The sequence below is a fragment of the Roseivirga sp. UBA838 genome (assembly GCF_002296035.1).
Classification (GTDB): Bacteria; Bacteroidota; Bacteroidia; order Cytophagales; family Cyclobacteriaceae; genus Roseivirga; species Roseivirga thermotolerans.
This window is the reverse complement of the sequence record NZ_DBHC01000013.1, coordinates 118,678-145,023: the sequence shown is the minus strand read 5'-3', so window position 1 is coordinate 145,023 and position 26,346 is coordinate 118,678. Positions and strand designations below refer to the sequence as shown.

The 26,346-nt window shown below is 43.8% G+C and carries 29 protein-coding genes; 17 read left to right on the top strand and 12 right to left on the bottom strand.

Annotated elements, in window-relative coordinates:
* The first annotated feature begins 20 nt into the window (after positions 1 to 20).
* Positions 21 to 437 carry an acyl-CoA thioesterase gene (locus tag B3O12_RS05070; protein WP_189629921.1) on the top strand — a complete coding sequence of 139 codons (417 nt, stop codon included), beginning with the start codon at positions 21 to 23 and terminating at the stop codon, positions 435 to 437.
* Here B3O12_RS05070 and B3O12_RS05065 read toward each other — a convergent pair.
* From B3O12_RS05065 to B3O12_RS05035, 7 genes are all read right to left on the bottom strand, one after another.
* Positions 427 to 2,043 carry an OmpA family protein gene (locus tag B3O12_RS05065; protein WP_286755536.1) on the bottom strand — a complete coding sequence of 539 codons (1,617 nt, stop codon included), beginning with the start codon at positions 2,041 to 2,043 and terminating at the stop codon, positions 427 to 429. The genes B3O12_RS05070 and B3O12_RS05065 overlap by 11 nt on opposite strands.
* Before the next feature lie 185 nt (positions 2,044 to 2,228).
* Complete coding sequence (locus tag B3O12_RS05060; RefSeq protein WP_286755535.1) at positions 2,229 to 3,131, bottom strand: histone deacetylase family protein; 903 nt, start codon at positions 3,129 to 3,131, stop codon at positions 2,229 to 2,231.
* Between the two features lie 38 nt (positions 3,132 to 3,169).
* Positions 3,170 to 4,309, bottom strand: a complete 1,140-nt coding sequence (locus tag B3O12_RS05055) for a serine hydrolase domain-containing protein (RefSeq protein WP_286755534.1) — start codon at positions 4,307 to 4,309, stop codon at positions 3,170 to 3,172.
* Between the two features lie 58 nt (positions 4,310 to 4,367).
* Positions 4,368 to 4,919 (bottom strand): hypothetical protein, encoded by a 552-nt coding sequence (locus B3O12_RS05050; protein WP_189629917.1) that lies wholly within the window; start codon positions 4,917 to 4,919, stop codon positions 4,368 to 4,370.
* 58 nt (positions 4,920 to 4,977) lie between these two features.
* Entirely contained in the window at positions 4,978 to 5,499 is a 522-nt protein-coding gene (locus tag B3O12_RS05045) for an acyl-CoA thioesterase (RefSeq protein WP_189629916.1), read from the bottom strand.
* Positions 5,499 to 6,011, bottom strand: coding sequence for a DinB family protein (locus tag B3O12_RS05040; protein WP_189629915.1), 513 nt, complete (start codon positions 6,009 to 6,011; stop codon positions 5,499 to 5,501). Before B3O12_RS05040 ends, B3O12_RS05045 begins: the two co-directional genes overlap by 1 nt.
* Positions 6,012 to 6,046: 35 nt before the next feature.
* On the bottom strand, positions 6,047 to 6,559 hold the full coding sequence (locus tag B3O12_RS05035) for a gamma carbonic anhydrase family protein (RefSeq protein WP_189629914.1): 513 nt from the start codon (positions 6,557 to 6,559) through the stop codon (positions 6,047 to 6,049).
* Between the two features lie 138 nt (positions 6,560 to 6,697).
* On the opposite strand from B3O12_RS05035, the gene B3O12_RS05030 reads away from it, so the two are divergent.
* Positions 6,698 to 7,447 carry a YceI family protein gene (locus B3O12_RS05030; protein WP_189629913.1) on the top strand — a complete coding sequence of 250 codons (750 nt, stop codon included), beginning with the start codon at positions 6,698 to 6,700 and terminating at the stop codon, positions 7,445 to 7,447.
* 137 nt (positions 7,448 to 7,584) lie between these two features.
* Positions 7,585 to 8,847: an anthranilate synthase component I family protein gene (locus B3O12_RS05025; RefSeq protein ID WP_286755533.1), complete on the top strand. Its 1,263-nt coding sequence runs from the start codon at positions 7,585 to 7,587 to the stop codon at positions 8,845 to 8,847.
* Positions 8,848 to 8,901: 54 nt separating this feature from the next.
* Here B3O12_RS05025 and B3O12_RS05020 read toward each other — a convergent pair whose 3' ends face one another.
* Positions 8,902 to 10,470 (bottom strand): hypothetical protein, encoded by a 1,569-nt coding sequence (locus tag B3O12_RS05020; protein WP_286755532.1) that lies wholly within the window; start codon positions 10,468 to 10,470, stop codon positions 8,902 to 8,904.
* Between the two features lie 213 nt (positions 10,471 to 10,683).
* On the opposite strand from B3O12_RS05020, the gene miaB reads away from it, so the two are divergent.
* Genes miaB through secG form a run of 5 tightly spaced genes read left to right on the top strand, consistent with a single transcriptional unit; the run spans position 10,684 to position 15,173 of the window.
* On the top strand, positions 10,684 to 12,153 hold the full coding sequence (gene miaB / locus B3O12_RS05015) for a tRNA (N6-isopentenyl adenosine(37)-C2)-methylthiotransferase MiaB (RefSeq protein WP_286755531.1): 1,470 nt from the start codon (positions 10,684 to 10,686) through the stop codon (positions 12,151 to 12,153).
* A 12-nt stretch (positions 12,154 to 12,165) separates the two neighbouring features.
* A complete protein-coding gene (locus tag B3O12_RS05010) occupies positions 12,166 to 13,434 on the top strand; it encodes a sigma-54 interaction domain-containing protein (RefSeq protein WP_286755529.1) in 1,269 nt (422 codons plus the stop codon).
* Positions 13,421 to 13,945, top strand: a complete 525-nt coding sequence (lptE, locus tag B3O12_RS05005) for an LPS assembly lipoprotein LptE (RefSeq protein ID WP_189629909.1) — start codon at positions 13,421 to 13,423, stop codon at positions 13,943 to 13,945. The genes B3O12_RS05010 and lptE overlap by 14 nt, the downstream gene beginning before the upstream one ends.
* A 36-nt stretch (positions 13,946 to 13,981) precedes the next feature.
* On the top strand, positions 13,982 to 14,800 hold the full coding sequence (locus tag B3O12_RS05000; RefSeq protein WP_286755526.1) for a hypothetical protein: 819 nt from the start codon (positions 13,982 to 13,984) through the stop codon (positions 14,798 to 14,800).
* A gap of 1 nt (position 14,801) precedes the next feature.
* A complete protein-coding gene (gene secG, locus B3O12_RS04995; protein ID WP_189629907.1) occupies positions 14,802 to 15,173 on the top strand; it encodes a preprotein translocase subunit SecG in 372 nt (123 codons plus the stop codon).
* 72 nt (positions 15,174 to 15,245) lie between these two features.
* Here secG and B3O12_RS04990 read toward each other — a convergent pair whose 3' ends face one another.
* The 4 genes from B3O12_RS04990 to B3O12_RS04975 form a co-directional block, all read right to left on the bottom strand.
* On the bottom strand, positions 15,246 to 16,574 hold the full coding sequence (locus B3O12_RS04990) for a Gfo/Idh/MocA family protein (RefSeq protein WP_286755524.1): 1,329 nt from the start codon (positions 16,572 to 16,574) through the stop codon (positions 15,246 to 15,248).
* 107 nt (positions 16,575 to 16,681) lie between these two features.
* A complete protein-coding gene (locus B3O12_RS04985) occupies positions 16,682 to 17,428 on the bottom strand; it encodes a 3-keto-disaccharide hydrolase (protein WP_286755523.1) in 747 nt (248 codons plus the stop codon).
* A 194-nt stretch (positions 17,429 to 17,622) separates the two neighbouring features.
* A complete protein-coding gene (locus B3O12_RS04980) occupies positions 17,623 to 18,237 on the bottom strand; it encodes a 3-keto-disaccharide hydrolase (RefSeq protein WP_286755521.1) in 615 nt (204 codons plus the stop codon).
* 104 nt (positions 18,238 to 18,341) lie between these two features.
* Positions 18,342 to 19,055 (bottom strand): hypothetical protein, encoded by a 714-nt coding sequence (locus B3O12_RS04975; RefSeq protein ID WP_189629903.1) that lies wholly within the window; start codon positions 19,053 to 19,055, stop codon positions 18,342 to 18,344.
* 408 nt (positions 19,056 to 19,463) lie between these two features.
* On the opposite strand from B3O12_RS04975, the gene B3O12_RS04970 reads away from it, so the two are divergent.
* From B3O12_RS04970 to B3O12_RS04930, 9 genes are all read left to right on the top strand, one after another.
* A complete protein-coding gene (locus B3O12_RS04970) occupies positions 19,464 to 19,748 on the top strand; it encodes a co-chaperone GroES (RefSeq protein WP_189629902.1) in 285 nt (94 codons plus the stop codon).
* Between the two features lie 33 nt (positions 19,749 to 19,781).
* Positions 19,782 to 21,416, top strand: coding sequence for a chaperonin GroEL (gene groL, locus B3O12_RS04965; RefSeq protein ID WP_189629901.1), 1,635 nt, complete (start codon positions 19,782 to 19,784; stop codon positions 21,414 to 21,416).
* A 364-nt stretch (positions 21,417 to 21,780) separates the two neighbouring features.
* Positions 21,781 to 22,365 carry a Crp/Fnr family transcriptional regulator gene (locus tag B3O12_RS04960; protein WP_189629900.1) on the top strand — a complete coding sequence of 195 codons (585 nt, stop codon included), beginning with the start codon at positions 21,781 to 21,783 and terminating at the stop codon, positions 22,363 to 22,365.
* 99 nt (positions 22,366 to 22,464) lie between these two features.
* Positions 22,465 to 22,818, top strand: a complete 354-nt coding sequence (locus B3O12_RS04955; RefSeq protein WP_189629899.1) for a nuclear transport factor 2 family protein — start codon at positions 22,465 to 22,467, stop codon at positions 22,816 to 22,818.
* An 11-nt stretch (positions 22,819 to 22,829) separates the two neighbouring features.
* Positions 22,830 to 23,426: a YceI family protein gene (locus B3O12_RS04950; RefSeq protein ID WP_286748143.1), complete on the top strand. Its 597-nt coding sequence runs from the start codon at positions 22,830 to 22,832 to the stop codon at positions 23,424 to 23,426.
* Positions 23,427 to 23,641: 215 nt separating this feature from the next.
* A complete protein-coding gene (locus B3O12_RS04945) occupies positions 23,642 to 24,094 on the top strand; it encodes a MarR family winged helix-turn-helix transcriptional regulator (protein ID WP_189629897.1) in 453 nt (150 codons plus the stop codon).
* A 30-nt stretch (positions 24,095 to 24,124) separates the two neighbouring features.
* The gene (locus B3O12_RS04940) at positions 24,125 to 24,796 is read left to right on the top strand and encodes a hypothetical protein (RefSeq protein WP_286755520.1); all 672 of its coding nucleotides are present in this window, start codon (positions 24,125 to 24,127) and stop codon (positions 24,794 to 24,796) included.
* Between the two features lie 7 nt (positions 24,797 to 24,803).
* On the top strand, positions 24,804 to 25,979 hold the full coding sequence (locus B3O12_RS04935) for a thiolase family protein (RefSeq protein WP_286755519.1): 1,176 nt from the start codon (positions 24,804 to 24,806) through the stop codon (positions 25,977 to 25,979).
* A gap of 6 nt (positions 25,980 to 25,985) precedes the next feature.
* Positions 25,986 to 26,324 (top strand): PaaI family thioesterase, encoded by a 339-nt coding sequence (locus B3O12_RS04930; protein WP_286755518.1) that lies wholly within the window; start codon positions 25,986 to 25,988, stop codon positions 26,322 to 26,324.
* The last annotated feature ends 22 nt before the right edge of the window (positions 26,325 to 26,346 follow it).

The following is a 26,346-nucleotide window of genomic DNA, read 5'->3' as shown; positions in this document are numbered from 1 at the left end:
CGAATTCTCTATCTTGTGCCATGCTCAAAGCCCAGTTATTTGAACTTAGAATAGTCGTCAGGAGTAGCCACCTGGACGAAATGGAACACGTGAACAATGTGCAATACCTGCAGTGGGTACAAGATGTGGCTAAAGCACACTGGGAGCACAATGCCCTGAATCAGTGGTTGACTGACCATGTGTGGGTGGCTTTGAGCCATCATATTGAATACAAACGTCCGGCCTTTTTGGGAGATAGACTTCTGGTTAAAACCCATGTACACTCTTTTGAAGGCGCCAAATCTATACGTCAGGTTCGCATTTTTAATGAAGAAACCAATGCACTCCTGGTTCAATCTTCTTCCGAATGGTGCCTCTTAAAGAAGGCCTCCATGAAACCTTGTCGTATTCCTCAGGAAATGATGCTTCCGTTTTTTGGCGAAGCTTTCAACGAATAATTACAAACTCTACCCTGCGGTTAATTTCCCGACCTGTGGCACTGTCATTATCAGTAAGCGGTTGTTCACCTCCGTAGCCTACGTACTCTACGCGGACGGCCTCTATCCCTTTGTCTATCAGGTAATCACGAACTCGCTTAACGCGTTCCACAGAGAGTTCTTTGAGCAGTTTGGCGTCTCCTCTGTTATCCGTATGACCTTCTAACCGAATGGCCATTCCCGGGTTAGACTTCATCATTTGTACAATCTGATCCAGCTGCTTCATGGCAACTTCAGGATTGGCAAAAGAAGAAGATGCCCGGTTAAACAGTACATTTTCGATTTTAACTTTCGTACCCACTTCTTCAGGCGTTAGGTAAAAGGTTTCAACTGTAGAACCACCAAACTCATTGCCTACTCCCTGCACACTGGCATTGGCCACAAATGTTTCCTGGTATTTGAGAAAGCCCTCCGCTTCGATAGCTACATACACATTGGCACCCTCCTCAAGTGAGAGAACAAAGTGTTTATTTTCCGAATCTATATCGGCCGTTTTTAAAGCTATCTCTTTATCGCCATAAGTAAACTTTACCTGAGCATCTACAGGTTGTTCGGTGCGCTTGTCTAATACCTGAAAGGTCATTACCACAATAGACTTTTCTTTTTCCGGAACAATCTCCGTTTCAACTTGAGGTTCATCAACCTCGGCCTCAATCTGCTGAAAGGCTTTTTCCGCCTGACTCAACGGAAAGTTGAAAATATCTCCGTAGCCTTCGCTATTTTGGGTGCTGGAGAAAAAAGCCATTGTACCTGAGGCAGGTATGAAATAGTCTCGCTCTGTGCCTTTTGTATTAATGGCTCCTCCCAGATTGGTGGGCTTAGACCAATCTTTCCATGAACCATTGAGTCTCTTACTCATAAAAATGTCTCTACCGCCAAAGCCACCATGAGCGTTGGAACTAAAGTATAGAGTTTCATTATCGTCTGCTAAAAATGGCGACCACTCTTCTCCATAGGTGTTGATGGTATTGCCTAAATTCTCCGGCTGGCTCCACTCGCCATCGGCTTGCTTAAAAGACACATACAAATCCTCGTTTCCTTCGGACTCATAAGAACGAATGGCCATAATCAACACCGTTTCTTCGGGGTTGATGGTGGCACTTATATGCGGTGAGTCGTTTGAGAAATAGCGAATTCTCAGCCTTTCGGGAGTAGACCATTCTCCATTCTCGAGCCGCGAAACAGCTATGCCGTTGCGCATATTGCCTCCGCCATTGCCATTCGGATCAAAATAATTAAGTAAATACATACGCTGCCCATCGGCACTAAAACCCACTACTCCATTTAAACCGGGATGATTAATGGTTTTACCGGCATGTTCGGGGCGCGACCAGCCCGACTTTGTCTTTCGACTTAACCAAATATCTCCTCGGTCCAGCACTCCACCAATATTGGCCGCGTGACCCACACGGGTAAAGTAAAGTGTCTGCCCGTCAGGGCTAAGCACCGGGCTGTGCTCATCGTAAGAGGAATTGAGGCTGTCGATTTTTAAATGATTGGGCTCTTGCGCTTTGGCCAGGAGTGAGAGAAAAGCTAACAGAAGTATATAATAACAGCGGTTTCGCATGAATTTCGTTGAGTTTCGCACGTTCAATATGCTATTGTGCAAGGATTGTTAAAAGACAGATTGCTTTAAACTTTGTTAACGCAAAGTAAATGATTTGGTGTGAATTGGCTATTGAATTATTTAAGGGATACCCCGCACAGGGTGAAAAAACACCATCACACCGGGCTATAGCCTTCAACAAAATCTTAAAAGAAAATCTCTTGAGCCAGCCTGTAGGTATTGGCATGAGCTTCGACAATATGGGCAATGCGTTCGGAATACCCTCCTCCCATACTGGCCACAAGTGGCACACGCTGTTGCTTGCAGGTTTCTAGTACCAAACGGTCTCGCTGTTTACAGCCTTCGATAGTCATGGCCAACCTTCCGAGCTTATCGGTAGCTAATACATCTACTCCCGATTGAAAGAAAACAAAATTGGGCTGCACCCTATCCATTAGTTCTTTCAGGTGCCTGTCGAGCAGCCTTAAATAGCTGCTGTCGTCAGTGCCATCGGGCAAATCAACATCCAGGTCTGACTGCTCCTTATGCATCGGATAGTTACGTTCTCCATGCATGCTGAAAGTAAAAACCCGAGGTTCTTCTCTAAAAATCTGAGCTGTGCCATTGCCTTGGTGTACATCCAGATCTACTACTAAAACCTGCCGTGCCAGTTGCTGGTCTAAGAGGTAATGGGCTGCAATGGCTATATCATTGAGCAGACAGAACCCTTCGCCCCTATTGGTAAAGGCATGGTGAGTACCACCTGCAATATTCATGGCCACCCCATGTTGGAGGGCAAAAAGAGCCGCCTGTACCGTACCATTCATAATGGTTACTTCTCTTTTTACCAAGGCCTCAGAGAGAGGAAAGCCCGTTTTGCGCTCTTCTTTTCGGGAAAGGCTCAGGGTTTTGAGCTTTTTCCAATAGTCGGCTTCGTGGGTGCGAAGTATCTGGGCTTCCTGCAAAGGCTGAGGAGCAAAGAGATTCTCTTCTTTGATGGTGCCTTCATAGATCAGCTGCTCGGGCAACAGGTTGTACTTTTCCATCGGAAACCGATGGTTGGGAGGCAACGAATGGGCGTAAACTTCTGACCAGGCAATTTTAAGCATACACATCACTTAAAAGTCAAAAGTACGCCCAGTTGTTTTTAGTTCTGAATACTTTCCTTAACAATTGCCGTTAATCGCGGTAAGTCGCGCATAATACTTCTGTATTTGGCAGCCGAACCATTAATTTGATAGCAAATGGCAAAACCGTCTTCCACAAAGTAGAACATGTTGGTTATATAGCCCGGCATAAATCCACTATGCCCATAAATCTTTCCATAGGGGCTGTTTCTTATGTGCACACCAAGGCCCCATTGACCACCCAATTCCGCAGCATCTCTTCCGTTGAAATACTCTGGTAGTAAGTCCGGATTGAACATTTTACCTTCGTATATCTGCTTTGCCAAAATGGCCAGGTCTTGAGAGGTAATTACCAAGCCACCTCCGGCCCATTCGAATTGCCAGTTATATCGGCTTCGGCCTTGTTCATCTAAGGCAAGGCCGGGAAAAAACGGATCGTCTTCGTTGTATCCTTGTGCCAGTCCATTGTACGTTCGCTTGTCTTGCGGTTCAACAAATTTAAGCCCTGCCTTCTTCACCACTCGATCCATGGTTTCCTGGTAAAGGGTTCTACCGGTAACGGATTCTACCACCATGGCAGCAATGATGTAATTGGTATCGGAATACGCAAAACCTTCACCAACGGAAAATAAAGGCTCATCGTCAAACACATAGGCCAGCAGTTCTTTGGGTTCCCAAACCTTATCGGCATCTTTGAGCACATCGGCCTGAAACTGCTCCTTAAACACGTAGCGGGGAATTCCACTTTCATGCCTCAACAAACTTCTCATGGTAAGATTTTGGGCATTGGGCAAGCGTTGGAACCAATCGTACCCGGCCAAGTACTGCTGAATGGGAACATCGAGCTGTATTTTACCTTCGCTCACCAGCTGCATTACCACCACTGAATAGAATACTTTACCCGTACTGCCACCAAGCATTTTGTGGGTGGGCGTCATGGCAACACCATTTTCTCTATCGGCCCAGCCTGCTGCCAGCGAAATGAGCTCATTGTTGGGCAACACCACAGCATAAGTAACACCGGGTGTTTCGTGTTGAGCGATCAGGCTATCCAGTTCTTTCTGTAAATTATTTCGGAGTTCCTTTACATTAAAATTGCTCTGCGCGTACCCCAAGGTCACACAGAGCAATGCTATGATTACAATAGTAAGCTTTCTCATTTTCAATCTTTGGCGAAAAATACGAAGCTACTCTCCTGCCGTTTTTGCTAATTATTCATTAGGCTTCATCATCGAACTGAAAGGAGTAGTGAGTCGGATCGAGCTTGAGCGTATCATCATTAAATTCTTTGATGAATTTCTCTATTACCTGAGGGGTAATTTTATCTACATGTAGCCCCACATCCAGGCCAATGCCATAGTCAATGTTTGGGTCTACATCTACATGCTCCTGAACTTTAACAGCTTCGTCTTCTTCCAGCTCGTCCATTACTTCGGTCATGTATAAGCCAATCTCCTCCTCTTCATCATTCAATGGCTCAATGTCTCCATTCTCATCTTCTTCGTAAACTATGCTTTTATAGTTCGGGAATTTTTGAGCCACCTTGTGTTCTGCCAACTCGTATATTTCACTGCTGTGCTGAAGCTTGAGGGTGTAGATAACGGCATCGTAAATCACTTCTTTGCCTTCGTATTTACCCACAAAATAAAAGTTCATGAAGTCATCGGAATTGTCTTCGGAATCGATCACCACATAGGATTGCCCCAGTTCAGCCATTTCCTTCTTTAGCTCTTCAATTTCCTGAGGGTCAAAACCTTGATTGGAATGCATAAAATCTAAATTGTTTATTAATAGTTATAGAAATAATGTAAATGTTTTTTCTTGAAAATCAAAGATTACTTTGTAGGGCCGACTTGATGTTTTTCACGCGGTCATCGAAATGTGCCGGATGATAATCGATTTGCCCATAAAGCATGGCCCTAAGATAGGCTTTTACTTCATCGGAATGCACCGTTGTGCGGCTTGTATTCATTCCCACGTATTTAAAGGTGGTCCACATGAGTGTTTTCAGATGACTTTTGTAATCGTCTGTCATCAGGTATTCTACTACAATGGTATTGTCATCGAAATGGATAAGACGCGTGATTATACGCACCCACTCGCCCAAATTGGCCGGCTTAAGGTAGGCAATATGATGATTGTACACCACCCAAAAAGCTTCGTATGACTTGATCAGATCCATTATTTCCACTCCGTAGAGTTTAGGTACCTGATCTTCGCGGGCGTTGAAAAAATAATCGAAATACTTTGCGTTGTTGAGATGCCGAAGCGGATCGCAATCTTGAAACCGAATAATCATTCTCGATTCGGTTTGTTTCTGATATTCTTTGTGAGGATCGACAATAAACATTAGAGGTATCTGTTTTGGATGATGCCCCGATGATGCTCGCAATGTCCGTAAATCATGGCTGCCAGTGCTCTTACACTAACAGGATGACCGGAGGCTGTTCCTACTTTCAGGGTATCGGACTCCGGCATATCTTCGAACAAATAGAGCGTGGCCGTACGTATGGCTACGAACTCATCGGTAAGGCTTGAAAAAGTTCTAATCTTATAAGGGCTGGCGGCCTGATACTCGTTTTCATCCATACCCGGCAAGGGTGTCTTTTCTCCTCTGGCTATACATAGAGCCCTGTATGCAAAAATTCGTTCTACATCATTGATATGCGCCAACACCCCTTTAATGCTCCACTTTCCCGGAGCATAGGCGTACTCCGAAGTTTCTTCGGAAATGGCACTTAAGAATGAAGAAAAACCCGTAAGCTGCTCTCTGAGCAACTTCATCATATTATCGCCTTCTATCTTACTGATGTAGGTAGCATAAAACTCATTATACTCACCCACCTGGGGTTTACGAATCATGTTTGAAGATAGAAGAATTTTCGAAGATACCCGCCCTAGTCTTCTATCCAGGTGGTATACATTTTATAATTCTCAGGAGTATTCTCTATTACCTTTCTCAATCGCTCGTCTACCTCTTTCACTTTTTTTGCCGGGGTACCCGCATAAACAGAATTAGCTTCTACCACCGTATTGGCCAATACCACTGCTCCGGCTGCTACCATAGCTCCAGACTTTATCACGGCATTGTCCATAACAATGGCTCCCATACCAATAAGCACATTGTCTTCAATGGTGCATCCGTGTACAATAGCATTGTGACCTATGGACACATTTTTACCCATTACAGTCTTCGAAAGATTTAGAGTTCCGTGAATAACGGCTCCATCCTGCACATTGCAATTCTCTCCCATTTCTACTGAGCACACGTCTCCCCTGATCACCGCATTGAACCAAACATTGCAATGGGCTGCCATTTTAACATCACCCACCACAGTGGCATTATCCGCCATCCAACAGCTATTATCTATTTCCGGTCGCTTGCCTTTAACTCCTTTTATTAGTGCCATAAAAAATTTATATGTATATACATTGAACTTTCAGAGACTCTTATCAGTTTTGCAATCAGATTCAAAACAAACCATGAGATTATCGGTTATGATAATCGCAAAACAGAAACAAAGTTAAACTGATAATTAAAGACTAAAATGAAGATTTTCAAATCAACACTTGCACTAGCTATTTTGGCTGCTTTTACCGTAGCCTGTGGCTCAAAAAGCAGCGACACGGTAGAAACCTCTGAAGCGAAGGAAGTAGCTTCATCTACTGATGCTACCGTGGTACCTGTAAATACCGAAAAAAGTGTGATTACGTGGATTGGCAGCAAGCCTGCCGGCAAACACAATGGCACCATTGCTGTTACCGAAGGTGAGGTTTTGCTGAAAGGTCAGGAAGTTGTTGGCGGTTCTTTTACCATAGACATTAATTCTTTAGAGGTATTGGACTTGCCGTCCGACTCTGAGTGGAATGCCAAGTTGAAGGGTCACCTAATGTCTGACGACTTTTTTGATGCTGCTAATCACCCCACGGCAACCTTTGAGATTACCGGAGCCAGAGCATACGATGCCAACGCTTTGCAGGCCGATCTTGATGAGCCCGAAACAGAATATACTCCGGCATCATTGAGCGAGATTATGGTTGAAAACCCAACGCATATCATTTCCGGAAACCTTACCATGAGAGGGACTACCAAAAACATTTCTTTCCCGGCCTCAGTAAAGATTGAAAATGGTGTTGTAAAAGCCGTTGCCAACTTTAACATTGACCGCACCGAATGGGGGCTCAAGTTTAAGGAAAGAGCTTCACTGGCCGAAAAGCTAAAAGACGATTTTATTTACAATACCGTAAACGTGGGCTTTGAACTAGAAGCCGGTTCAGGTAACAATACTATGGAATAAGGTATTACTACATTCATGACCGGAGACACTCTTGAAGAGGCCTTCTTCTACGACAAGTAGACTTACGGTAGGCTCACTTTTAAGAGTGTCTCTTTTTTTATACTCCCAGCTTTGCGCATTTTTGCCAAAACTTTGGCTTGACCTACTTTATTCCATATAGAGACAGAAACCGGCAGCAATGGACTGAAGATTGCCTGCGCTGGGCCAACCAATTTGCTTATTTCTCTTACCACCAAAACAATGGCATTGCCTATCCCCATGACGGATTCAGGCATGTACTTGCTGTGGGTAGCAAGTCGGTTTTCGGCACCAAAAACAATTACTTTGAGCAACTCAGGCATTTGGCTCCCGGCCGATGGCTTTTTGGTTTTATTGGTTATGATTTAAAGAATGAGATCGAAGACCTGCAAAGCCACAATACCGACCGGCTGGCATTTGAACCATTAGCCTTCTTTGAGCCGGAGCACCTCATTTTTTTTGAAGATGACGGATTGCGCATTGTCTCCGAGAAGCCTTCTTTAACTGAAGAAATTGCACTAACCGACAAAATCGATTCGGCCAGCATTTTTACTTCACCACAAGCTTCCATTACCAAAGAGCAATACATAGACACAGTAGACCGACTGAGACAGCACATTGAAGAGGGCGATTGTTATGAAATTAATTTCTGCCAGGAGTTTCACGGAACGGTTCAGAACTGGAATCCGGTTGACACTTACCTTAGGCTAAACACCATATCGCCCAAGCCCTTTTCCTGCCTTCAAAAGTTCAATCATCAGTTTATAGTTTGTGCTTCTCCGGAGCGTTTCCTCAAAAAAGAAGGCACAAAGATAATTTCGCAACCCATCAAAGGCACCCGGCCGCGTTCGGCCAATACAACCGAAGATCAACTACTGAAAGAACAACTGCGCACAAGTGAAAAAGAAATTGCTGAAAACATGATGATTGTAGACCTGGTGCGGAATGATTTGGCCAGAACCTCCAAACCGGGTACGGTTAAGGTCGAAGAACTTTTTGGCCTCTACTCTTTTGAGCAGGTACATCAAATGATTAGTACGGTAGTCGCTGAACTGAGATCCGATGTCGATTCCATAGATGCCATTAAGCACGCCTTTCCCATGGGCAGTATGACGGGAGCTCCCAAGGTTAAAGTAATGCAACTCATAGAGCAATACGAAAACACTAAGAGGGGTGCATTTTCAGGAGCAGCAGGCTATATTGAGCCCAACGGAGACTTTGATTTTAATGTACTTATCAGAAGTCTGTTTGTTAATGCACAAAGTGGGGTCTATTCTTTTCAGGTAGGTAGTGCCATTACTTATGATGCCGATTCGGCCAGCGAATATGAGGAATGCCTGTTGAAAGCCAGTGCCTTACACAGAATACTGAAAGGAGAATAAAAAAAGAGGCCGCCACATTGTTTTGTAGCAAGGCCTCTTTTCGTTTCACCCCTATTAATTATTGGATCTGGAAAGTGTCACTTTCCAGATTTTATTAGAAGCAGAAGACTTGCCCGGACCATAAGTACCGGGGCCACCTTCAAAAGCTTCAATGCCACCAAAAAGGTAACCTAATTCAATTTCATTATTCGAAAACTCCAGGGCACCGGCATTAATCACTTCTGTTTCGCCCTGCAGAGCTTCTACAGTAGGAATATTGATCCCATTCTTAAAGAAAAAGGCCGACTCAGCTCCATAAAAATTGGTGGTCCCAAATATGTTGGTACTCAGTTGAGTCTTTGTACTAGAATTACCATTTACATCGTAACTAATGCTTAGCAAAGAGTTGGTAAACTCCGAGAGAGTTTCCGGCCCTTGATAGCTACCGTTCCCAATTCCCCCTACCAAGAAGGTAATTACAGTATTGGTGTTTGGATCGTACAGTTCTATATCTACACAGGAATACACATTAAGATTGGCCTGATAGTACTTTGAATCTACAGTATAATAAGCACTCGAAGTATCCGCATTATTGGCTTTAATACCCGGGTGCACATAAATGGCATCGTTCCAGGCCAATAAATAGCTCGTGGTATCCTTATCTTTTATGACTACACTATCCGGTTTAAAAACACCACCGTAAAAAGTGAGGCCGGCATTTAGTTCATTGCCGTTCTTAAACAATGCAGGTACTATTGGGCCATCTCGTCTGCGAAAAGTGGACTTATTGTCTGCAAAACTCTTGCTTATAGATGCTGCCGGTAAGTCGGAGATTGGAGCACCCAAGGCTGCTTTTAAAGAGAAAGAGTCCGTTTTAGTGATTTTCATAGGAAAAACACCGTCCAGGTACTTCTGAAAATTAGAAGCCTTATTTCCAAAATTATGCCCTCCGGCTACGTAGAGCGAATCTCCAATCATTAGCATTTCTCCTCCGGTACTTCTCAGCGTATCCGGCACTCCAAAAGCAAATATGTTCTTCCAGTCAATGCCCTCTTGCGAATCGGTGGTTATCAGGTTAATGAGAGAAGGCACATGCACCCGAGCCAATTGGTTAAAGGTTTCATAGGCACCAGAACTCTGCGTATCGCTTATGGGCGTGCCATAGCCTCCTAACACATATACATATTCGCCTTGCTGTGTTACCAAAGGGTTAGAATTTCTGAAAATGGTTTCGTTTGCCTTTAAAGCCGCCAGTAAGCCGGTTTTGGCTTTGTATCCTTGAATTTTTGCTACCATATCATCGAAAGACATTCCCTGAAGCTCATCGGTGGCCACATTATAAACCAGAATGTTTTCATTGAAAGACCAAGGCACAAATGAGGTAGAAGTGTAATTGCCATTGAGATCGTGAAGACCTCCATCATCTAAGTCCTGATTGGTACGTCCGGCAAAAAGCAACCAATTGTCACCATCTACTCCATGTACAAATGATTGCAAAGCCGGAGCATTTTGCTGAGGTTTCAAAGCCAGGCTTAGCGAGTAAGTGTACTTTGGCAACTCCACTTTCTTTTCACAAGATGAATAGGCAAGACATACCAGGGCAAAGAACACCCACGAAATGCCGCCAAATAATTTGTTTTTCATGTTAAGGTTAATTTGTTCTATGCGAAATTAGAGAGAATAAATACCCCACACAGGATACAAAATACGCGTTATGCTGCCGCGTAGAAATACGTGGTCGGCCAAGCGGAGCTCTACCCTGCCCTACTTAAATGAGCCTCAGAGTTTCCTGCCAATCTGTCACAATTCCCACCGAAAAGGATTATATTTGCGCCTCAAAACTGAGCAGGGAAAGGTATGAGCAATATCATTCAAGACATTGATATAGTCGACAGAAACAGTCAGGAAGCCATGGAAACGGTAAAAACCTCTAAAGAGGAGAATACCGGCAAAGCAAAGAAGCTCTATATAGAGAGCTATGGCTGTCAGATGAATTTTGCAGATAGTGAAATCGTTACCTCCATTATGAAGGAGAATGGGTATGATACTACTTCTGACTTTGAGAATGCCGATGTGGTCTTTCTCAATACCTGTTCCATACGTGAGAAGGCCGAACAAACCGTTCGTAACAGGCTCAATCACTTCAATGCTGTAAAGAAAAGCAAGCCCAACATGACCATTGGAGTATTGGGTTGCATGGCCGAACGATTGAAAGACAAACTGCTTGAGGAAGAAAAAATAGTAGATGTAGTGGTGGGACCCGATGCCTATCGCGACTTGCCAAAGCTTGTAGAATCGGCCGAAGACGGCCTTAAGGCAGTGAATACTTTTCTTTCGAGAGAAGAAACCTATGCCGACATCTCCCCTGTTCGTCTCAATTCAAATGGCGTTACGGCCTTCATCTCTATTATGAGAGGTTGCGACAACATGTGTTCATTTTGCGTAGTTCCCTTCACCCGCGGAAGAGAAAGAAGTCGCGATCCTCATTCTATTGTGCAAGAAGCGCAAGACCTCTTCAACCAAGGCTATCGCGAAGTAACTCTTTTGGGGCAAAATGTAGATAGCTACAAATGGTCGCCCAATGAAAACAACAAAGCCTGGTTAGAAAAGAAAGAGAAAAAAGGTGAGAAAGTAGAGGTTATTAACTTTGCCAACCTTTTGGAAATGGTAGCCAAGGTTTCTCCCGACCTGAGGGTTCGATTCTCAACCTCTCACCCCAAAGACATAACAGACGAAGTTCTCTACACCATGAAAAAGTACGAGAACATCTGTAAATATATTCACCTGCCCGCTCAAAGCGGCAATACAAGAGTTCTGGAACTGATGAACCGAACTTACACCCGAGAGTGGTACATCAATCGGGTGGATGCTATTCGAAGCATATTGGGGCAAGAATGTGGCATTTCATCCGATATGATTGCCGGGTTCTGCTCAGAAACTGAAGAAGAACATCAGGACACACTTTCGCTAATGGACTACGTGAAGTACGACTTCTCCTATATGTTCTTTTACTCAGAGCGGCCAGGCACTCTAGCCGCCAAAAAATATGCAGACGATATTCCGCTGGAAACTAAAAAAAGAAGGCTTCAGGAAATTATTGCCAAACAACAAGAGCACTCTTTGGAACGTAACCAATTGGATTTGGGCAAAGTACACAAAGTGTTGATCGAGGGAACTTCGAAGCGTTCTGAAGAGCAATTGCAAGGAAGAAACACCGCCAACAAAGTGGTAATCTTTCCTAAAGGAAACCACAAAAAAGGCGAATACGTGAACGTATTGGTGAACGACTGTACTGCTGCAACACTCTTTGGTGAAGTAGTAGCCTAAACACAACTAACATTGAGTAGCAACGAATACTTGAGTATAAAACAACGGTTTGGAATAATAGGTAACAGCCCCAAGCTCAACCATGCCATACAGGTGGCAGCACAGGTGGCACCTACCGACATGACCGTGCTCATTACTGGCGAAAGTGGTAGTGGTAAAGAATCCTTCTCCAAAATCATACATCAGCTCAGTGCCCGAAAACACGGAAAATTTATTGCCATAAACTGCGGAGCAATTCCGGAAGGCACCATAGACTCTGAACTCTTTGGTCATGAAAAAGGCTCTTTTACGGGAGCCTACGAATCGAGAAAAGGCTATTTTGAGGTAACCAATGGAGGAACCATTTTTCTCGATGAAATTGGCGAAATGCCTTTGCAAACCCAGGCAAGGCTTTTACGGGTGCTGGAAAACGGAGAGTTTATTAAGGTAGGGTCTTCCAAAACTCAAAAAACCGATGTGCGTGTGGTGGCTGCAACCAACGTGAATCTGTTAGAGGCTGTTGAAAAAGGAAAATTCAGAGAAGACCTCTACTATCGCCTAAGCACAGTACCCATTTACGTTCCGCCTTTGCGAGAAAGAGGCAACGATGTAGACCTGCTGTTTAGAAAATTTGCTTCAGATTTTGCAGAAAAATACCGAGTAGAAAGCATAAAGCTTACTGAAGATGCCAAGCAGGTATTACTAAGGTATCGCTTTCCCGGAAACATTCGTCAGCTCAAGAATCTGGTTGAACAAATGTCGGCTTTAGAAATGGACCGAATCATTACGGCCGAAACACTGCTCAAATACATTCCCCAGCAAGGCTCTAGTCTTCCAGCCATTTACAAGGGAGGTTTTTCAGAAAAATCGGAAAATCTCAATGAGAGAGACCTGCTGTATAAAGTGCTGTTCGATATGAAAAAAGATATGAACGACCTGAAAAAGCTCGTTCATGACCTGATTGAAAACGGACATGTAGACACGAGTGTAATTAAAGAAAATCCCAATCTTTTTGGCAACCTGGAAAACACTCCCTCACTGCCTCAGGAAGTTGCCCAAAAGGACTTCAGTGAACCGATCTTCATTAAGTCTACCGACAATGACGATGACACCTATGACTATGAAAACGTACACGACATTACCCATGAAGAGGACGAATCGTTGAGCATTGAGGAAAAAGAAAAGGAACTGATTATTAAGGCTTTAAGAAAAAATAACAATAAGCGAAAATACGCGGCACAAGATTTGGGCATTTCTGAGCGTACTCTCTACCGAAAGATTAAGCAATATGAAATTGACTAAGTGGCTTCTCCTGCCCCTATGCCTGTTGTTTATAGGTTGCGGCATATACTCGTTCGATGGTGCCTCTATTGATTATAGCACTACCAAAACCGTAAGCATAGCCAACTTTATTAACGAAGTAGGACAAGGCCCTCCCAACATGGCGCAAACCTTTACAGAAGGTCTCAAAGACTACTTTCAGCGCAGAACCAAACTCGAAGTAGTCAATAGCCAGGGCGACCTGCAGTTCGAAGGCAGTATTTCTGACTATCGGGTGGCTCCTCAGGCCATAAGCTCTTCCGGTAGTAATACGAGGGCCGATGGTACCGGCCTCATGCGATTATCTATAGGTGTACAGGTAGTTTTCAACAACACCAAGAAAGAAGAAGAAAGCTTTCAGCGTCTCTTTACTTTTTATGCCGATTATGATCCGGCCTCTACTACCCTGAATGCTGTTGAAGACGACTTAGTTGAAGAAATATTTGAAGCTTTATATTTCGACATTTTCCAAGCCTCGGTTGCCCAATGGTAAATTTCCTTCTATTTTCGTCATTCAACTGCGTGTAAAGTGGATCGAGAGCGCTTCAATACCTTGCTAAAAGACCCCTCAAAGGTCACCAATGCCGACATTAAAGCACTGAATGAATACCGGAAGAAATACCCGTATTTTCAGAGTCTATATGTGGTAGTGGCCAAAGCACTCAGAGACAGGCAACACCCTAAAACCGAAGCTTTCATAAAAAAGGCTGCCATCTACTCTGCCAACAGAGCCCATTTAAAAGAAATTATTGAAGGCGACTATGCTTTTAAAGAAAAAGAGGTAGTTGAACAAGAGATCGCTGCCCAAACCACGCAGGCTGCGCCCTCAGCTTCTACTCCTGCAAAAGCTGAGAGCCATTCCACCGGCAAAGAACAAAAGGCAGCACCAGCTCCTGTGCCTGAAACCACAAAGAAGCAGCCCTCTCCTGTTGTGGCTCCCGAAACCATTGAGCGAGACATTAAAGAAATAGAGGAAGCCAAAAGACGCATTGAAGCCTTGCTTTCGGGCCGCCCCATCGATGAAGAAAATGGCGCCACTGAGAAAGCGCCCAAACAATCGAAAAGCAAACGAAAAAACCAGATTGAGCTAATCGAAAAGTTCATTCAAAACGAACCTCAGATAGATCGGCAAAAACTTGCGGATTCTGAAGGTGCCAATGGCCTGGAAGATTTGGCCAGTAAGTCTATAAGGCACAATGAGGACTTTGAAACAGAAACTTTGGCAAAACTAATGGTGAAACAAGGCAAGCGAAAACGAGCAATTGACATTTATGAAAAGCTGCGTTTGAAGTTTCCTGAAAAAAGCACTTACTTTGCCACCCAAATTGAAAAATTAAAGTCGGAATAGAATGTTTAAGTTATTCATCATCTTGGCAATCATAGTAGCAGTATTGCTAATACTCATCGTCCTGATGCAAAACTCAAAAGGCGGTGGATTGTCAAGCCAGTTTGGTGGCGGAGGAGCCCAACAGATCATCGGTGTCAAGAAAACCACCGACATTTTGGAGAAAGCAACCTGGGTGTTTATTGTTGCACTTATTGTTTTTAGCCTCTCATCGAGTTTAATGATCGACCGGGGAGCCAGTGGCTTTACCAGCCCTAACATTGATGCCGCCCAGCAGAGCCAGGGAGGTGGTAGTGTACAGTCTGAGACTATAGCTCCTGATACTGTTTCTTCTACCATTGGCACTATCCCTACCGATACCACTGAGCAGCAGTAACTTATAGCTTAAAATACAGCGAAGCCCGAGCAGTTATGTTCGGGCTTCTTTATTTTAACCAGAAAGGGCTTCTTAAAAATTGCGATACGGAGAGTCGAGAAAGGCATTGGCAGCAGTTTCTCTAAAACGCGCCTTCTTACTATCCCAATGCAGTTTTTTATTAGGGAATCTTCCGGCTATCACTCCTAAAAGTATGGTTTCTGTGAGTCGGGCAGCATAAGAAAAAGGAGCCGTGGTTTGTCCTTTACCCAGGCAGGCATCTACAAACTGATGGTAATGCTTCTTACCTTCCTGCTCATAGTTTCTCACCGGTTCTCCCACATACTTAAACTTTTCAAGGTCCAGATCTACGTATTGTCCATCTACAATATGCCGTGGCAACTGCATAAAATGAGGTAATAGAAGCTTTCCTTTTTCGCCTATAAACATGGCTCCCTGATCGGGAAGCTGATCATTATTAGGAAGTCTCAGGTCTTTGTGCGCTTTTGGTGCCCCTTCCCCATCGTACCAAATCCATTTAAATTTCTTGGTAGTATAGGCCGTTCCGGGAAACTCATAGGTTACTGTATTGTGCTCTGGAAAACCAAAGCCATTGGGCTTTCTACATTTCGTTTTAATGGTTTTAGGAATATCCAATGCCAGCGCATTGTATGGTGTATCGAATATATGAACGCCCATATCGCCCAATGTTCCACAACCATAGTCTACCAGTTTACGCCAGTTTCCGGGATGATAAAAGCCCTCCTTATAAGGCCTTTCGGCAGAGGTTCCCAGCCATAGGTTCCAATCGAGTGTTGAAGGAACAGGATCACTACCTTCAGGAACAGGGCCATCATAGCCCCAGTTTTTGGGAGACCAGGCTCTTACAGTTTTAACTTTTCCTATTATTCCTGAGCGAATCAACTCCGTGGCCAGCTTGTAGTCGTAAAACGAGTGCACTTGAATGCCCATTTGCGTAACCAACCCTTTTTCGGCAGCTAGTTTGTTCATTGCCCTGGCTTCAGTTACATGGTGGGTAAGTGGTTTCTGACAATACACGGGCTTGTTCATATTCATAGCCATCATAGAAGCGGGTGCATGAGTGTGGTCAGGAGTTGAAACCACTACTGCATCAATTCCACTGCTCATTTCGTTAAGCATCGTTCTATAGTCGCTGAAAGTTCTGGCATTTGGATGAAGCGCCTTGGCCGCTGCCAGATTATTCGCGTCTACATCGCAAAGAGCTACCACTTCTACCGATGAGTGTGAAGAAATGGCTTTGAGGTCTTCCAAGCCCATTCCTCCTACTCCAATATGGGCAGTCCTTAGTTTATCTGTTTGGCCCATAGCCCATACAGAAGTGGGTAAAACCGATGCGGTTGTAAGCAACGCAGCACTCTTTATAAAATCTCTTTTATTCATAATTCTTTCTTTGAGTTGTAGGCAACAATTGTTTTCCATTCTGAGCAGAGTCGAAGAATCTGACCTACCCTTGGTTACCTTGGAATCAAAAGTCCTAAAGCAGTGTATTACAATTTTCTGATCTTAATATTCTTGAACCATAGGGGGCTATCGTGGTCCTGAAGGCCGATATAGCCTGACTTAAACGATCCGTATTTGGGAGAACTTTTCCATTTACCGGCTGCTTTACGCTCATACCAATCGTCTGACCAGGGCACAAACTCAACAATCTTCTTTCCGTTGAGCCAATGTTCTACTTTTTGGGGGGTAAACAGTATTCTGGATGTGTTCCACTCCCCTGCCGGCTTCACAATTTTTTGAGTAGTATCGGGTGGGTACATGGCATAGTCGGCACCGGTTTTCTGCCATTCTTCTAAGGTGGCATTATTAATTCTTTCCCAACCTAAATCGTCTAAAAGCTGGTACTCTGGAGATATTTCCGGAGGGCCTCCCGGTTCGTTTTCTTTGAGATGATAAAAGATACCGCTGTTGCCACCCTCGGGTAGCTTCCATTCCAGGTAAAGCTCAAAATTATCGAACTCTTCAGCAGCATAAATGATGTCTTTTCCTCCCTGCCAATCTTCTTCTAGTCGTTTTTCTGTATCAAAGGTTAGAGCACCCTCTTCATCAATTGTCCATTGTGGCGGAAGCTCCTCTCCATTATAAGCTCTCCAACCGTCTGTAGTTGTTCCATCGAAAAGGTAAATCCAGCCATCATCCTGTGCATTTGATGTTTCCGCATTCTCTGTTTTGGAGCCGGAACCACAGGAAAAGACACCTGCAGCTAGTAGTACGAATAGGTAATTTCGTTTCATGTTTGGGTTGATTCTTGATTATTCGTTAATGGTTATTCGTTGATAGTTAATGAGTCTTAGTGTTTGGTGCTGATCAATTGAGGGTTAAACTTTGCTCTGGCCCTGAAGCCTGCCTGCCGGCAGAAGCAGCAGTGCAGGATTAAGTTTTTGATATCCAAAAAATCCCTTTAGGCTCCGAAACATTGGGGATAGAGTTATTCACTTAGTTTTTTCAATTTTATATTCTTCCACCTAACCTTAATTCCTCCTCCATCATGAATTTGCAGGGCAATAGAGCCTTTACCAGCCCCGATTTTCTCGTCTTTCAGGTGAACCATTTCAGTACCATTGAGCCATGAGGTAACTTCATCGCCAACCACCCTTATTTTCATGGTATTCCACTCTCCCATTTTCAGGGCGCTATCTTTTTCGGGCTCCGGCTGAATGAGCCAGCCCCTACCATAAGACTCGTAAATTCCACCCGTATTATTGCCTGGAGGAGCCACTTCTACCTGCCATCCACTCACTTTAGTTCCTTCTACAGTAGAGCGAATAAAAACTCCACTGTTACCATTGGCTTCTTGTTTGAAGTCAAGCGTCAGTTCAAAATCATTGTAGTATTCGTTGGTGGTCAGGTAACCATACTGAGCTTGAGGGCCGCTCTCACAAACCAGCTCTCCATTTTCCACATACCATAACTCTTCGCCATTATTGGTCCAACCATCCAGGTTTTCTCCGTTAAAAAGCTCAATGGTAGTGTTATGGGTTTGGCAGCTAGCGGCCACAAGACACAACAAAAAAATAGTCAGGAGATGTCTGAGTGCGGGCATAGTGTTCGCAGGATTAGTTTTAGTTGAAAAAATTGATTCTTAATCTAAAAAATTACTCGTTATAAACCGAGAACTCTATGCCCGAACGGTTCTGACCGTGCAAATCAGAGCTGATGTATGGTTTTCAGTACCAATTTCTTACTCATGGGTATCAGCGTTTCTTCCAGCGGCAAAGGAAGCCCTCCATGAATAAGGAATGTAGCCGGATTGGGTAAGGTTTTGTAGGTTTTAATGAGTCTAAGTTTTATTTGTTCAAACGTATCTCCCACCCCTCTGGCAATATTGTCGATAAACTTAAAGTATACTCCTCTCATCTGTTCATTGAACATAATGAACTTCTTTACCTGATACTGAAACACACTGGTGAGTTTAGAGTCTCCTACTTCGAGCATTACATAGCCCTCATCTTTGTACATGGGTATTATACCAATTGGGTCTATTTTGAGCTCAGACTCCACCCACTCATGCAGCTCCTTACCCTTACCAAGGGTACGCTCCATGGTAGGAATGGCATAATCCACAATCTCCTCAATGTCTTTCAGCAAATCTTTTTCTTCATCCAATTCCTTATAAATGATTTCCAGCTTGCTAAGGTCTAACCGTGAAATTTCTTTAGGCATTTCGGAGCGTATGGTTTTCTTTTTATCCTTTAGCATTTTGGCATCCTTATAATGCTCAATAAGCTCGGTTAGAAAAGGAAAGAGTCTGGTTTTGTCAAAATTTTGTTCCACATGCTTGAGATAGGCTAATAGCACATACTTCTTGTACTCAAAATCTATTAGCCCATCGGTGATCCAGTCTTTTTTTAATTGTGTCATAGATGAAAAGTTTAATACCATTACTAATGAACATCCTGTACGTTATGCTCAGCTGGTCGGCCAACAGACAAACCTGTTTAGGTAGCAGACCTGGCCACTTAATTCTCCCCCAGAAATAAACCCGGGGATGACGTGCCAATTGGAATGTTCGTAAACCATTAATCTGACAGATTAATACGATTTATTTGACACAGAAGATAACACCTTCTGAGCAGCCTTCAAAGAGAATAAACGAGCAAAGCGTGAAAATCTGTCATATAATAACTGACAACAGGCAATGAGCAGACACAGATACTGACAGGGCTGACGCTGCTTGTCTGCCAAAAGTTCACAATCTGCAATTGGCACACAAAGTGCAATAAGGGCGACTGTAAATTTTTGAATCAAACTCTTAAACCAATAAGAAAAATGTCTAAAGTTAACATTACTCCACTAGCAGATAGAGTTCTGGTTGAGCCTGCTGCTGCTGAAGAAAAAACTGCTTCAGGTATCATCATTCCTGACACTGCAAAAGAGAAGCCTCAAAGAGGTGTTATTGTAGCAGCCGGTAACGGCAAGAAGGATGAGCCTCTTACAGTGAAAACAGGTGACACCGTGCTTTATGGCAAGTATGCCGGTACTGAAATCACTGTTGAAGGAAAAGACTACTTGATCATGAAGGAGTCTGACATTTTTGCAATCATCAATTCTTAATCTTAAAACTGAAAACCCAAAAATTATAAAGACATGGCTAAAGATTTATTCTTTCGTAATGATGCCAGAGATCGTTTGAAAAAAGGTGTTGATACTTTGGCAGACGCTGTGAAAGTAACCTTAGGTCCTAAAGGTAGAAATGTAATAATCGACAAAAAATTCGGTGCCCCAACTGTAACTAAAGATGGTGTTTCTGTAGCTAAAGAAATTGAGCTTTCAGAGCCAATCGAAAACATGGGTGCACAATTGGTAAAAGAAGTAGCTTCAAAAACTGCCGACAGCGCAGGAGACGGTACTACCACTGCTACTGTATTGGCTCAGGCCATTTTTGGTGCAGGTATTAAAAACGTGGCTGCCGGTGCCAATCCAATGGATCTTAAAAGAGGTATCGACAAAGCCGTTGCTACTGTAGTATCTGAGCTAAAAGCCCAGTCTAAAGAAATAAAAGACTCTAAAGAGATCAAACAAGTAGGTACTATCTCTGCCAACAACGATGAGGAAATCGGTCAAATGATTGCCGATGCCATGGAAAAAGTTGGTAAAGATGGTGTAATCACTGTTGAAGAAGCAAGAGGTACTGAAACTGAAGTAAAAACAGTGGAAGGTATGCAATTCGACAGAGGTTATCTTTCTCCATACTTTGTGACTAACACAGAGAAAATGGAAGCTGAGTTGGAGAACCCATACATCTTGATCTACGACAAGAAGATTTCTTCAATGAAAGAATTGCTTCCTGTGCTTGAGCCCGTAGCCCAGTCAGGCAAGCCATTGTTGATCATTGCAGAAGATGTAGACGGTGAAGCTCTTGCTACCCTTGTTGTAAACAAAATCAGAGGTTCGCTGAAAATTGCTGCCGTGAAAGCTCCAGGCTTTGGCGACAGAAGAAAAGCGATGTTGGAAGACATTGCCGTTCTAACCGGTGGTACTGTAATTTCTGAAGAAAGAGGTTACAAGCTGGAAAACGCTACCATTGAGTACCTTGGTACTGCAGAAAAAGTGAACATCGACAAAGACAACACCACTATTGTAAATGGTGCTGGCGATCCTGCTCACATCGAAGCCAGAGTTAAAGAAATCCAGACTCAGATCGAAAACACTACTTCTGACTACGACAGAGAGAAATTGCAAGAAAGACTTGCTAAGCTTTCTGGTGGTGTGGCTATCCTTTACATTGGTGCCGCTACTGAGGTAGAAATGAAGGAGAAGAAAGACAGAGTAGACGATGCATTGCACGCTACCAGAGCTGCCGTACAAGAAGGTGTGGTTGCCGGTGGTGGTGTAGCTTTGATTAGAGCTGCTGCTGCTTTGGATAAAGTGAAAGTGGATAACGAAGATCAAGCTACTGGTGTAAACATCATCAGAATGGCTGTAGAAGCTCCGTTGAGAACTATCGTGGCCAACGCTGGTGGCGAAGGCTCTGTAGTAGTAAACGAAGTGAAAAATGGTAAGGCTGACTACGGTTACAACGCCAGAGAAGATAAGTACGAAAACCTTATTGCTGCCGGTGTAATCGATCCTACAAAAGTTACCCGCCTGGCCCTTGAGAACGCTGCTTCTATTGCTTCTCTCCTATTGACTACCGAGTGTGTGGTAGCCGAGGAGCCAGAAAAAGAAGGGGCTGCTCCAATGCCTCCAATGGGTGGCGGAGGAATGGGCGGCATGATGTAATCGCCTGTTAGTACTTAGATATTAATACATAGAATAAATAGATAAAAGCCTCGGTACAATTGCCGGGGCTTTTTCGTTTTATCTGTCCCATCCTGATAAGTTGACACAAAGTCGACAATTACTTTATATACATCTTTGAGGGATACATGTAACGAGAGTAAATAGCACAAGACAAGTTATAATTTTATAGGGTTACTCATTTAGATCGCATTTGTTAGATCCCGTATACAAGCCACAAGCTGTGTCCTCACAGTGTCTTTTAACAACCATTTGTGAAGACACAAATAGAAGCAAGGTTCAGAAATCCACTTCTTGAGACTTAAGTGGGTAACCCTGTAATGAAAACAGAATAATCGACAAGCAAATGGATATTGTCCCATTGATAGATTACATGCAAAAGTTTGTAGAACTAGAGCCGCAAGAGGTAGAAATCATTCAAAAACACACCTCCTTAAGAAATTACCTCAAAGGACAGTTTGTAGTGCAACAAGGCGATGTATGCCGACACGAAAGTTTTGTGGTTGAAGGCTGTCTGCGCACATTCTATGTTGATGAAAAAGGCCAGGAGCATACCGTTATGTTTGCCATTGAAAACTGGTGGACAGCCGACCTCGGGAGCTTTCTCACACAAACTCCCGCACACTATAACGTGCAATGCCTTGAAAACACAAAGGTTATTCAATTTTCCCATACCAACCTCGAAAACCTATACTTGCAGGTTCCTAAAATGGAACGTTTCTTTCGAATCATCTTGCAGCGTGCCTATGTGGCCTCCGAAAGGCGCTTAGTAAGGAGCTATAGTCTCACGGCCAAAGAGCGTTACCTCAAATTCAGACAAGACTACCCCCTCATTGAGCAGCGTGTACCTCAATACATGATTGCCAGTTACCTGGGCATTACCAAAGAATTTTTGAGTAAAATCAGGAATCAGCTCATTCTGGAACAGTAAGACTTAGATTAAACTAGTTTAACCTTCTTTTCTAATCTAGTTTAATGCCTTGTCATGCCCCCGGGCAGAACTTTGTTGCCTAACAAAATCAATAAAATTATGGCAACATTACTAGATAAAATCAGCGATTTAAACGACCTGGTACTCCAAGGCAAAGCCATGGAAGCCTTTGAGAAATACTACCACGAAGACGTGGTAATGCAAGAAAACGACCTTCCTCCCACTGTGGGCAAAGCAGCCAACAGAACAAGAGAAGAAGAGTTCTTTGCCAACATTACTGAGTTTAGAGGGGCTAACCCCCTTAAGGTAACGGTGGGTGAAGGAGTGAGCATGGTAGAATGGCACTACGACTATACCCACAAAGAATGGGGCTTAAGAAACTATACCCAGGTTTCTGTTCAGGAGTGGAAAGATGGACTGATTATTAGAGAAAAATTCTATTACGCCAACTAAACCCGCTACTTATGAAAAGAAGAATAAAACTACTTTTGATTGCACAGTGCCTTGTAGCGATTCAATATACCCAGGCACAAACTACGGAATGGCAAATAGACCCTACCCATTCTTCCATTGGCTTTTCCATTGACCATCTGGTAATATCAGAAACTGTGGGCCAGTTCGATAGCTATACCGCATCGATAAGGGCCGACAAAGAAGATTTTACAGATGCCAAATTTGAGGTGGTCATTCAAACGAAGAGTATTAATACGGCCAACGAAGAGCGCGACAACCACCTGAGAAGCGAAGACTTCTTCAATGCCGCACAATTCCCTACCATAACCTTTAAAGGCGAAAAGTTTGAGAAAGTAAATCAAAATAAATACAAGGTTAGTGGATGGCTCACTATGCATGGCATTACCAAAAAAGTAGTCTTTGAAGGACAGTTTGGTGGTATTGTGGCCGACCCATGGGGAGGCACACGTGCAGGACTTAAGCTATGGGGCGAAATTGACCGATACGATTACGGACTAAAATACAATTCATTTCTTGAGGCAGGAGGACTTTCGATTGGCAGAGAGGTGCGCATAGAATGTCGAATAGAGCTCATCAAGAAAACCTGAGCAGCCAAGGCACAAACAGGAAACTTGTTGTTGTCTAATCCAAAAGGGTACGGAAAACTCAAGAGCACGACTCGTGCTTTTGGTTTCTGCACCCTTGCTCTGCTCATAAGCCGGGCATAAACCTGGTGAAACACCCCCATCTATTCTGACTTAATAATCAGAGATTTCTATTACAATATACATGCATATACAACTATTTATTATAACTTTGCGCCATGAGCAATTCGGCATTACCAAATTTTGAAACCATACAGCCCCACCTTTGCCTGAATTCCAAAGTAAGGAGACTTCACAAGCTTATGGATGCTATCTATCAACAGGAGTTGGCGCAGTTTGGTCTTAAAGGCAGTATGCTCTCTATTCTGTTTGTCATTGGAAAAAAACCGGGCATCAGTCAGCGCCAAATTGCAGATTATCTGGTCTTAGACCAGTCAACTATAAGCAGAGACATTAAGAAACTCCTTGGTAACGGATGGATTAGCCTGCAAAAAAGTGAGGACGATCCACGAGCCAGCGAGCTCTCTATCAGCGAATCGGGCCTGACTCTACTGGAAAAAATAGCACCGGTCTGGTCTAAAGTGCATGAAAAGATGGCAGCCCACTTGGGCAACTATCAAATTCAGGCACTAGACGGAATCATTGAATCTGTAAAGAAATTCAATTCTTAAATTTTTATATAAATACTTGTATATACATCTATGGAAACGCCAACTTACCTCCAAATCGGATTTGTTCTAATTACCTTAGTAACGGTATTCCTATTTCTCAAATCCGTAGCTTTTAAGCGTCCTGCAATCCTTATAGTTTTAGTACTCCTTGCGGTGCAGTCAATTCTTTCACTATCCGGTTTCTTTCTGGCAACCGACTCTCTGCCACCTCGGTTTCTGGCGGTGCTACTACCCAGCGTTATAGCCGTAATTCTGGCCTTTACTACCCAGCGGGGTAAAACCGTGTTAGACGCTGTAAATCCGGAAACCTATACCTACCTCTTTACCATACGGGTAGCCGTTGAGTTTGTAATTCTGGGCCTGGTCATACACAAGGCCATGCCGGAGTCTATGTCGTTCGAAGGTCGAAATTTTGATATACTGTCAGGTCTATCTGCGCCTTTCATTGCTTATTATGGTTTCCGCAAAAAACGGATAGGCACAAAAGCACTGATGGCATGGAATATTGTAGCCCTTTTGTTGGTCATACAGGTAGTAACTACCGGAATACTTTCTATCCCTTCCCCCATACAACAACTCTCGTTCGATCAACCCAACCTGGCAGTACTTTACTTTCCCTATGTGCTGCTTCCGGGCATTGTAGTTCCAATAGTAATTTTTGGTCATCTGGCCATTCTCAGAAAACTCACCAGGTCAAAATAAGTCATATATGCTACCGGAAGTATTCATCATAGAAGCCAAGCGAACACCCATTGGGGGTTTTCTGGGGGCTTTGTCGGCAATGACAGCTATAGATTTAGGGGCTGAAGTGACCAACTCGTTATTCCACTCACAGGCCGAACTCAAACAACAGGTACAAAGCCTTTTTATGGGCAATGTACTCTCTGCCAATCTGGGGCAGGCTCCTGCACGGCAAGTAGCATTGGCTTCCGGATTGCCACAAACTACCCGCTCTACAACCATCAATAAGGTATGTGCTTCCGGCATGAAGGCCATACACCTGGCAGCCCAGGAAATTCAGTTGGGCATAAGTCAACTCGTGGTGGCAGTTGGGGCCGAAAGCATGAGCAATGTACCGTTCTATGCTCCCTTACGCTCCGGCCACAAGTTTGGCCACTTCTCTTTTACTGACGGTCTTTTAAAAGATGGGTTGACAGACGCCTACCATGGCTACCACATGGGGAATGCGGCAGAAACAACAGTAAGAAAGTATGGCATTAGCCGTTCTGCTCAGGATAGATACGCCATAGCATCATACCAAAAAGCTCTAAGTGCTACAAAGTCGGGAAAGTTCAACCGGGAAATTATAGCTATTGATCCAATTCCCGGCAAGGGTAAAGACCCTGTGACCAGCGATGAAGATATCTTTAAACTTAAAGAAGAAAAAGTAGCTCAATTGCGAGCTACGTTCGAAGAAAATGGCACCATTACCGCTGCCAATGCCAGTAACCTTAATGATGGTGCTGCAGCTTTGCTTCTGGCTTCTGCCCAAGTGGTAGAGGAGTATGGACTAAAACCTATTGGTAAACTCGTGGCTTATGCCGATGCCGAGCAAGCACCTGAAGATTTTTCCACAAGCCCTGCCTTGGCCATTCAACAGATACTGACACAAAAACAACTCTCCATTGGCGATATCGACTTTTTTGAGATTAATGAAGCTTATGCTTCTGTTGTTTTGGCTAACGCCCAAATTCTAGACATCCCGGAGCGTAAAATTAACCGGTATGGAGGAGCGATAGCTCTCGGCCATCCATTGGGAGCCTCAGGGGCCCGAATAGCCACCACCCTCCTCTCGGTTTTAAAGCAAGAGGCCGGCCACCGGGGCATAGCCGCCATTTGCAACGGTGGAGGCGGTGCCTCAGCCATTTTAATAGAAACCCTATAGATAAATATGAACAAAGCACTTGAATTTTTGCGCCAGCAGGTGGGCCAGAAAGCCAAAAACTCACCATCACCGTTAATGCGGTGGTTCAACCCTACCCTATTGCATGTGGCAGAAGGAGAAGCCCATTTTCAGTACCAGATAAGAGCCGAAATGACCAACCCAATGGGCATATTGCACGGAGGCATGTCGGCCGCCATTATAGACGATGTAATCGGCTGTGCTGTATTCTCACTGGGCGAGCCGGAGTTTTACAATACACTCAGCAACACTATTGAATATATGAGTGCGGCCGCAGTGAATGACCACATTATTGCAGAAGCCATTATAGACAAGAAAGGTAATTAGCTTATTCACGCCCAATGTGTTC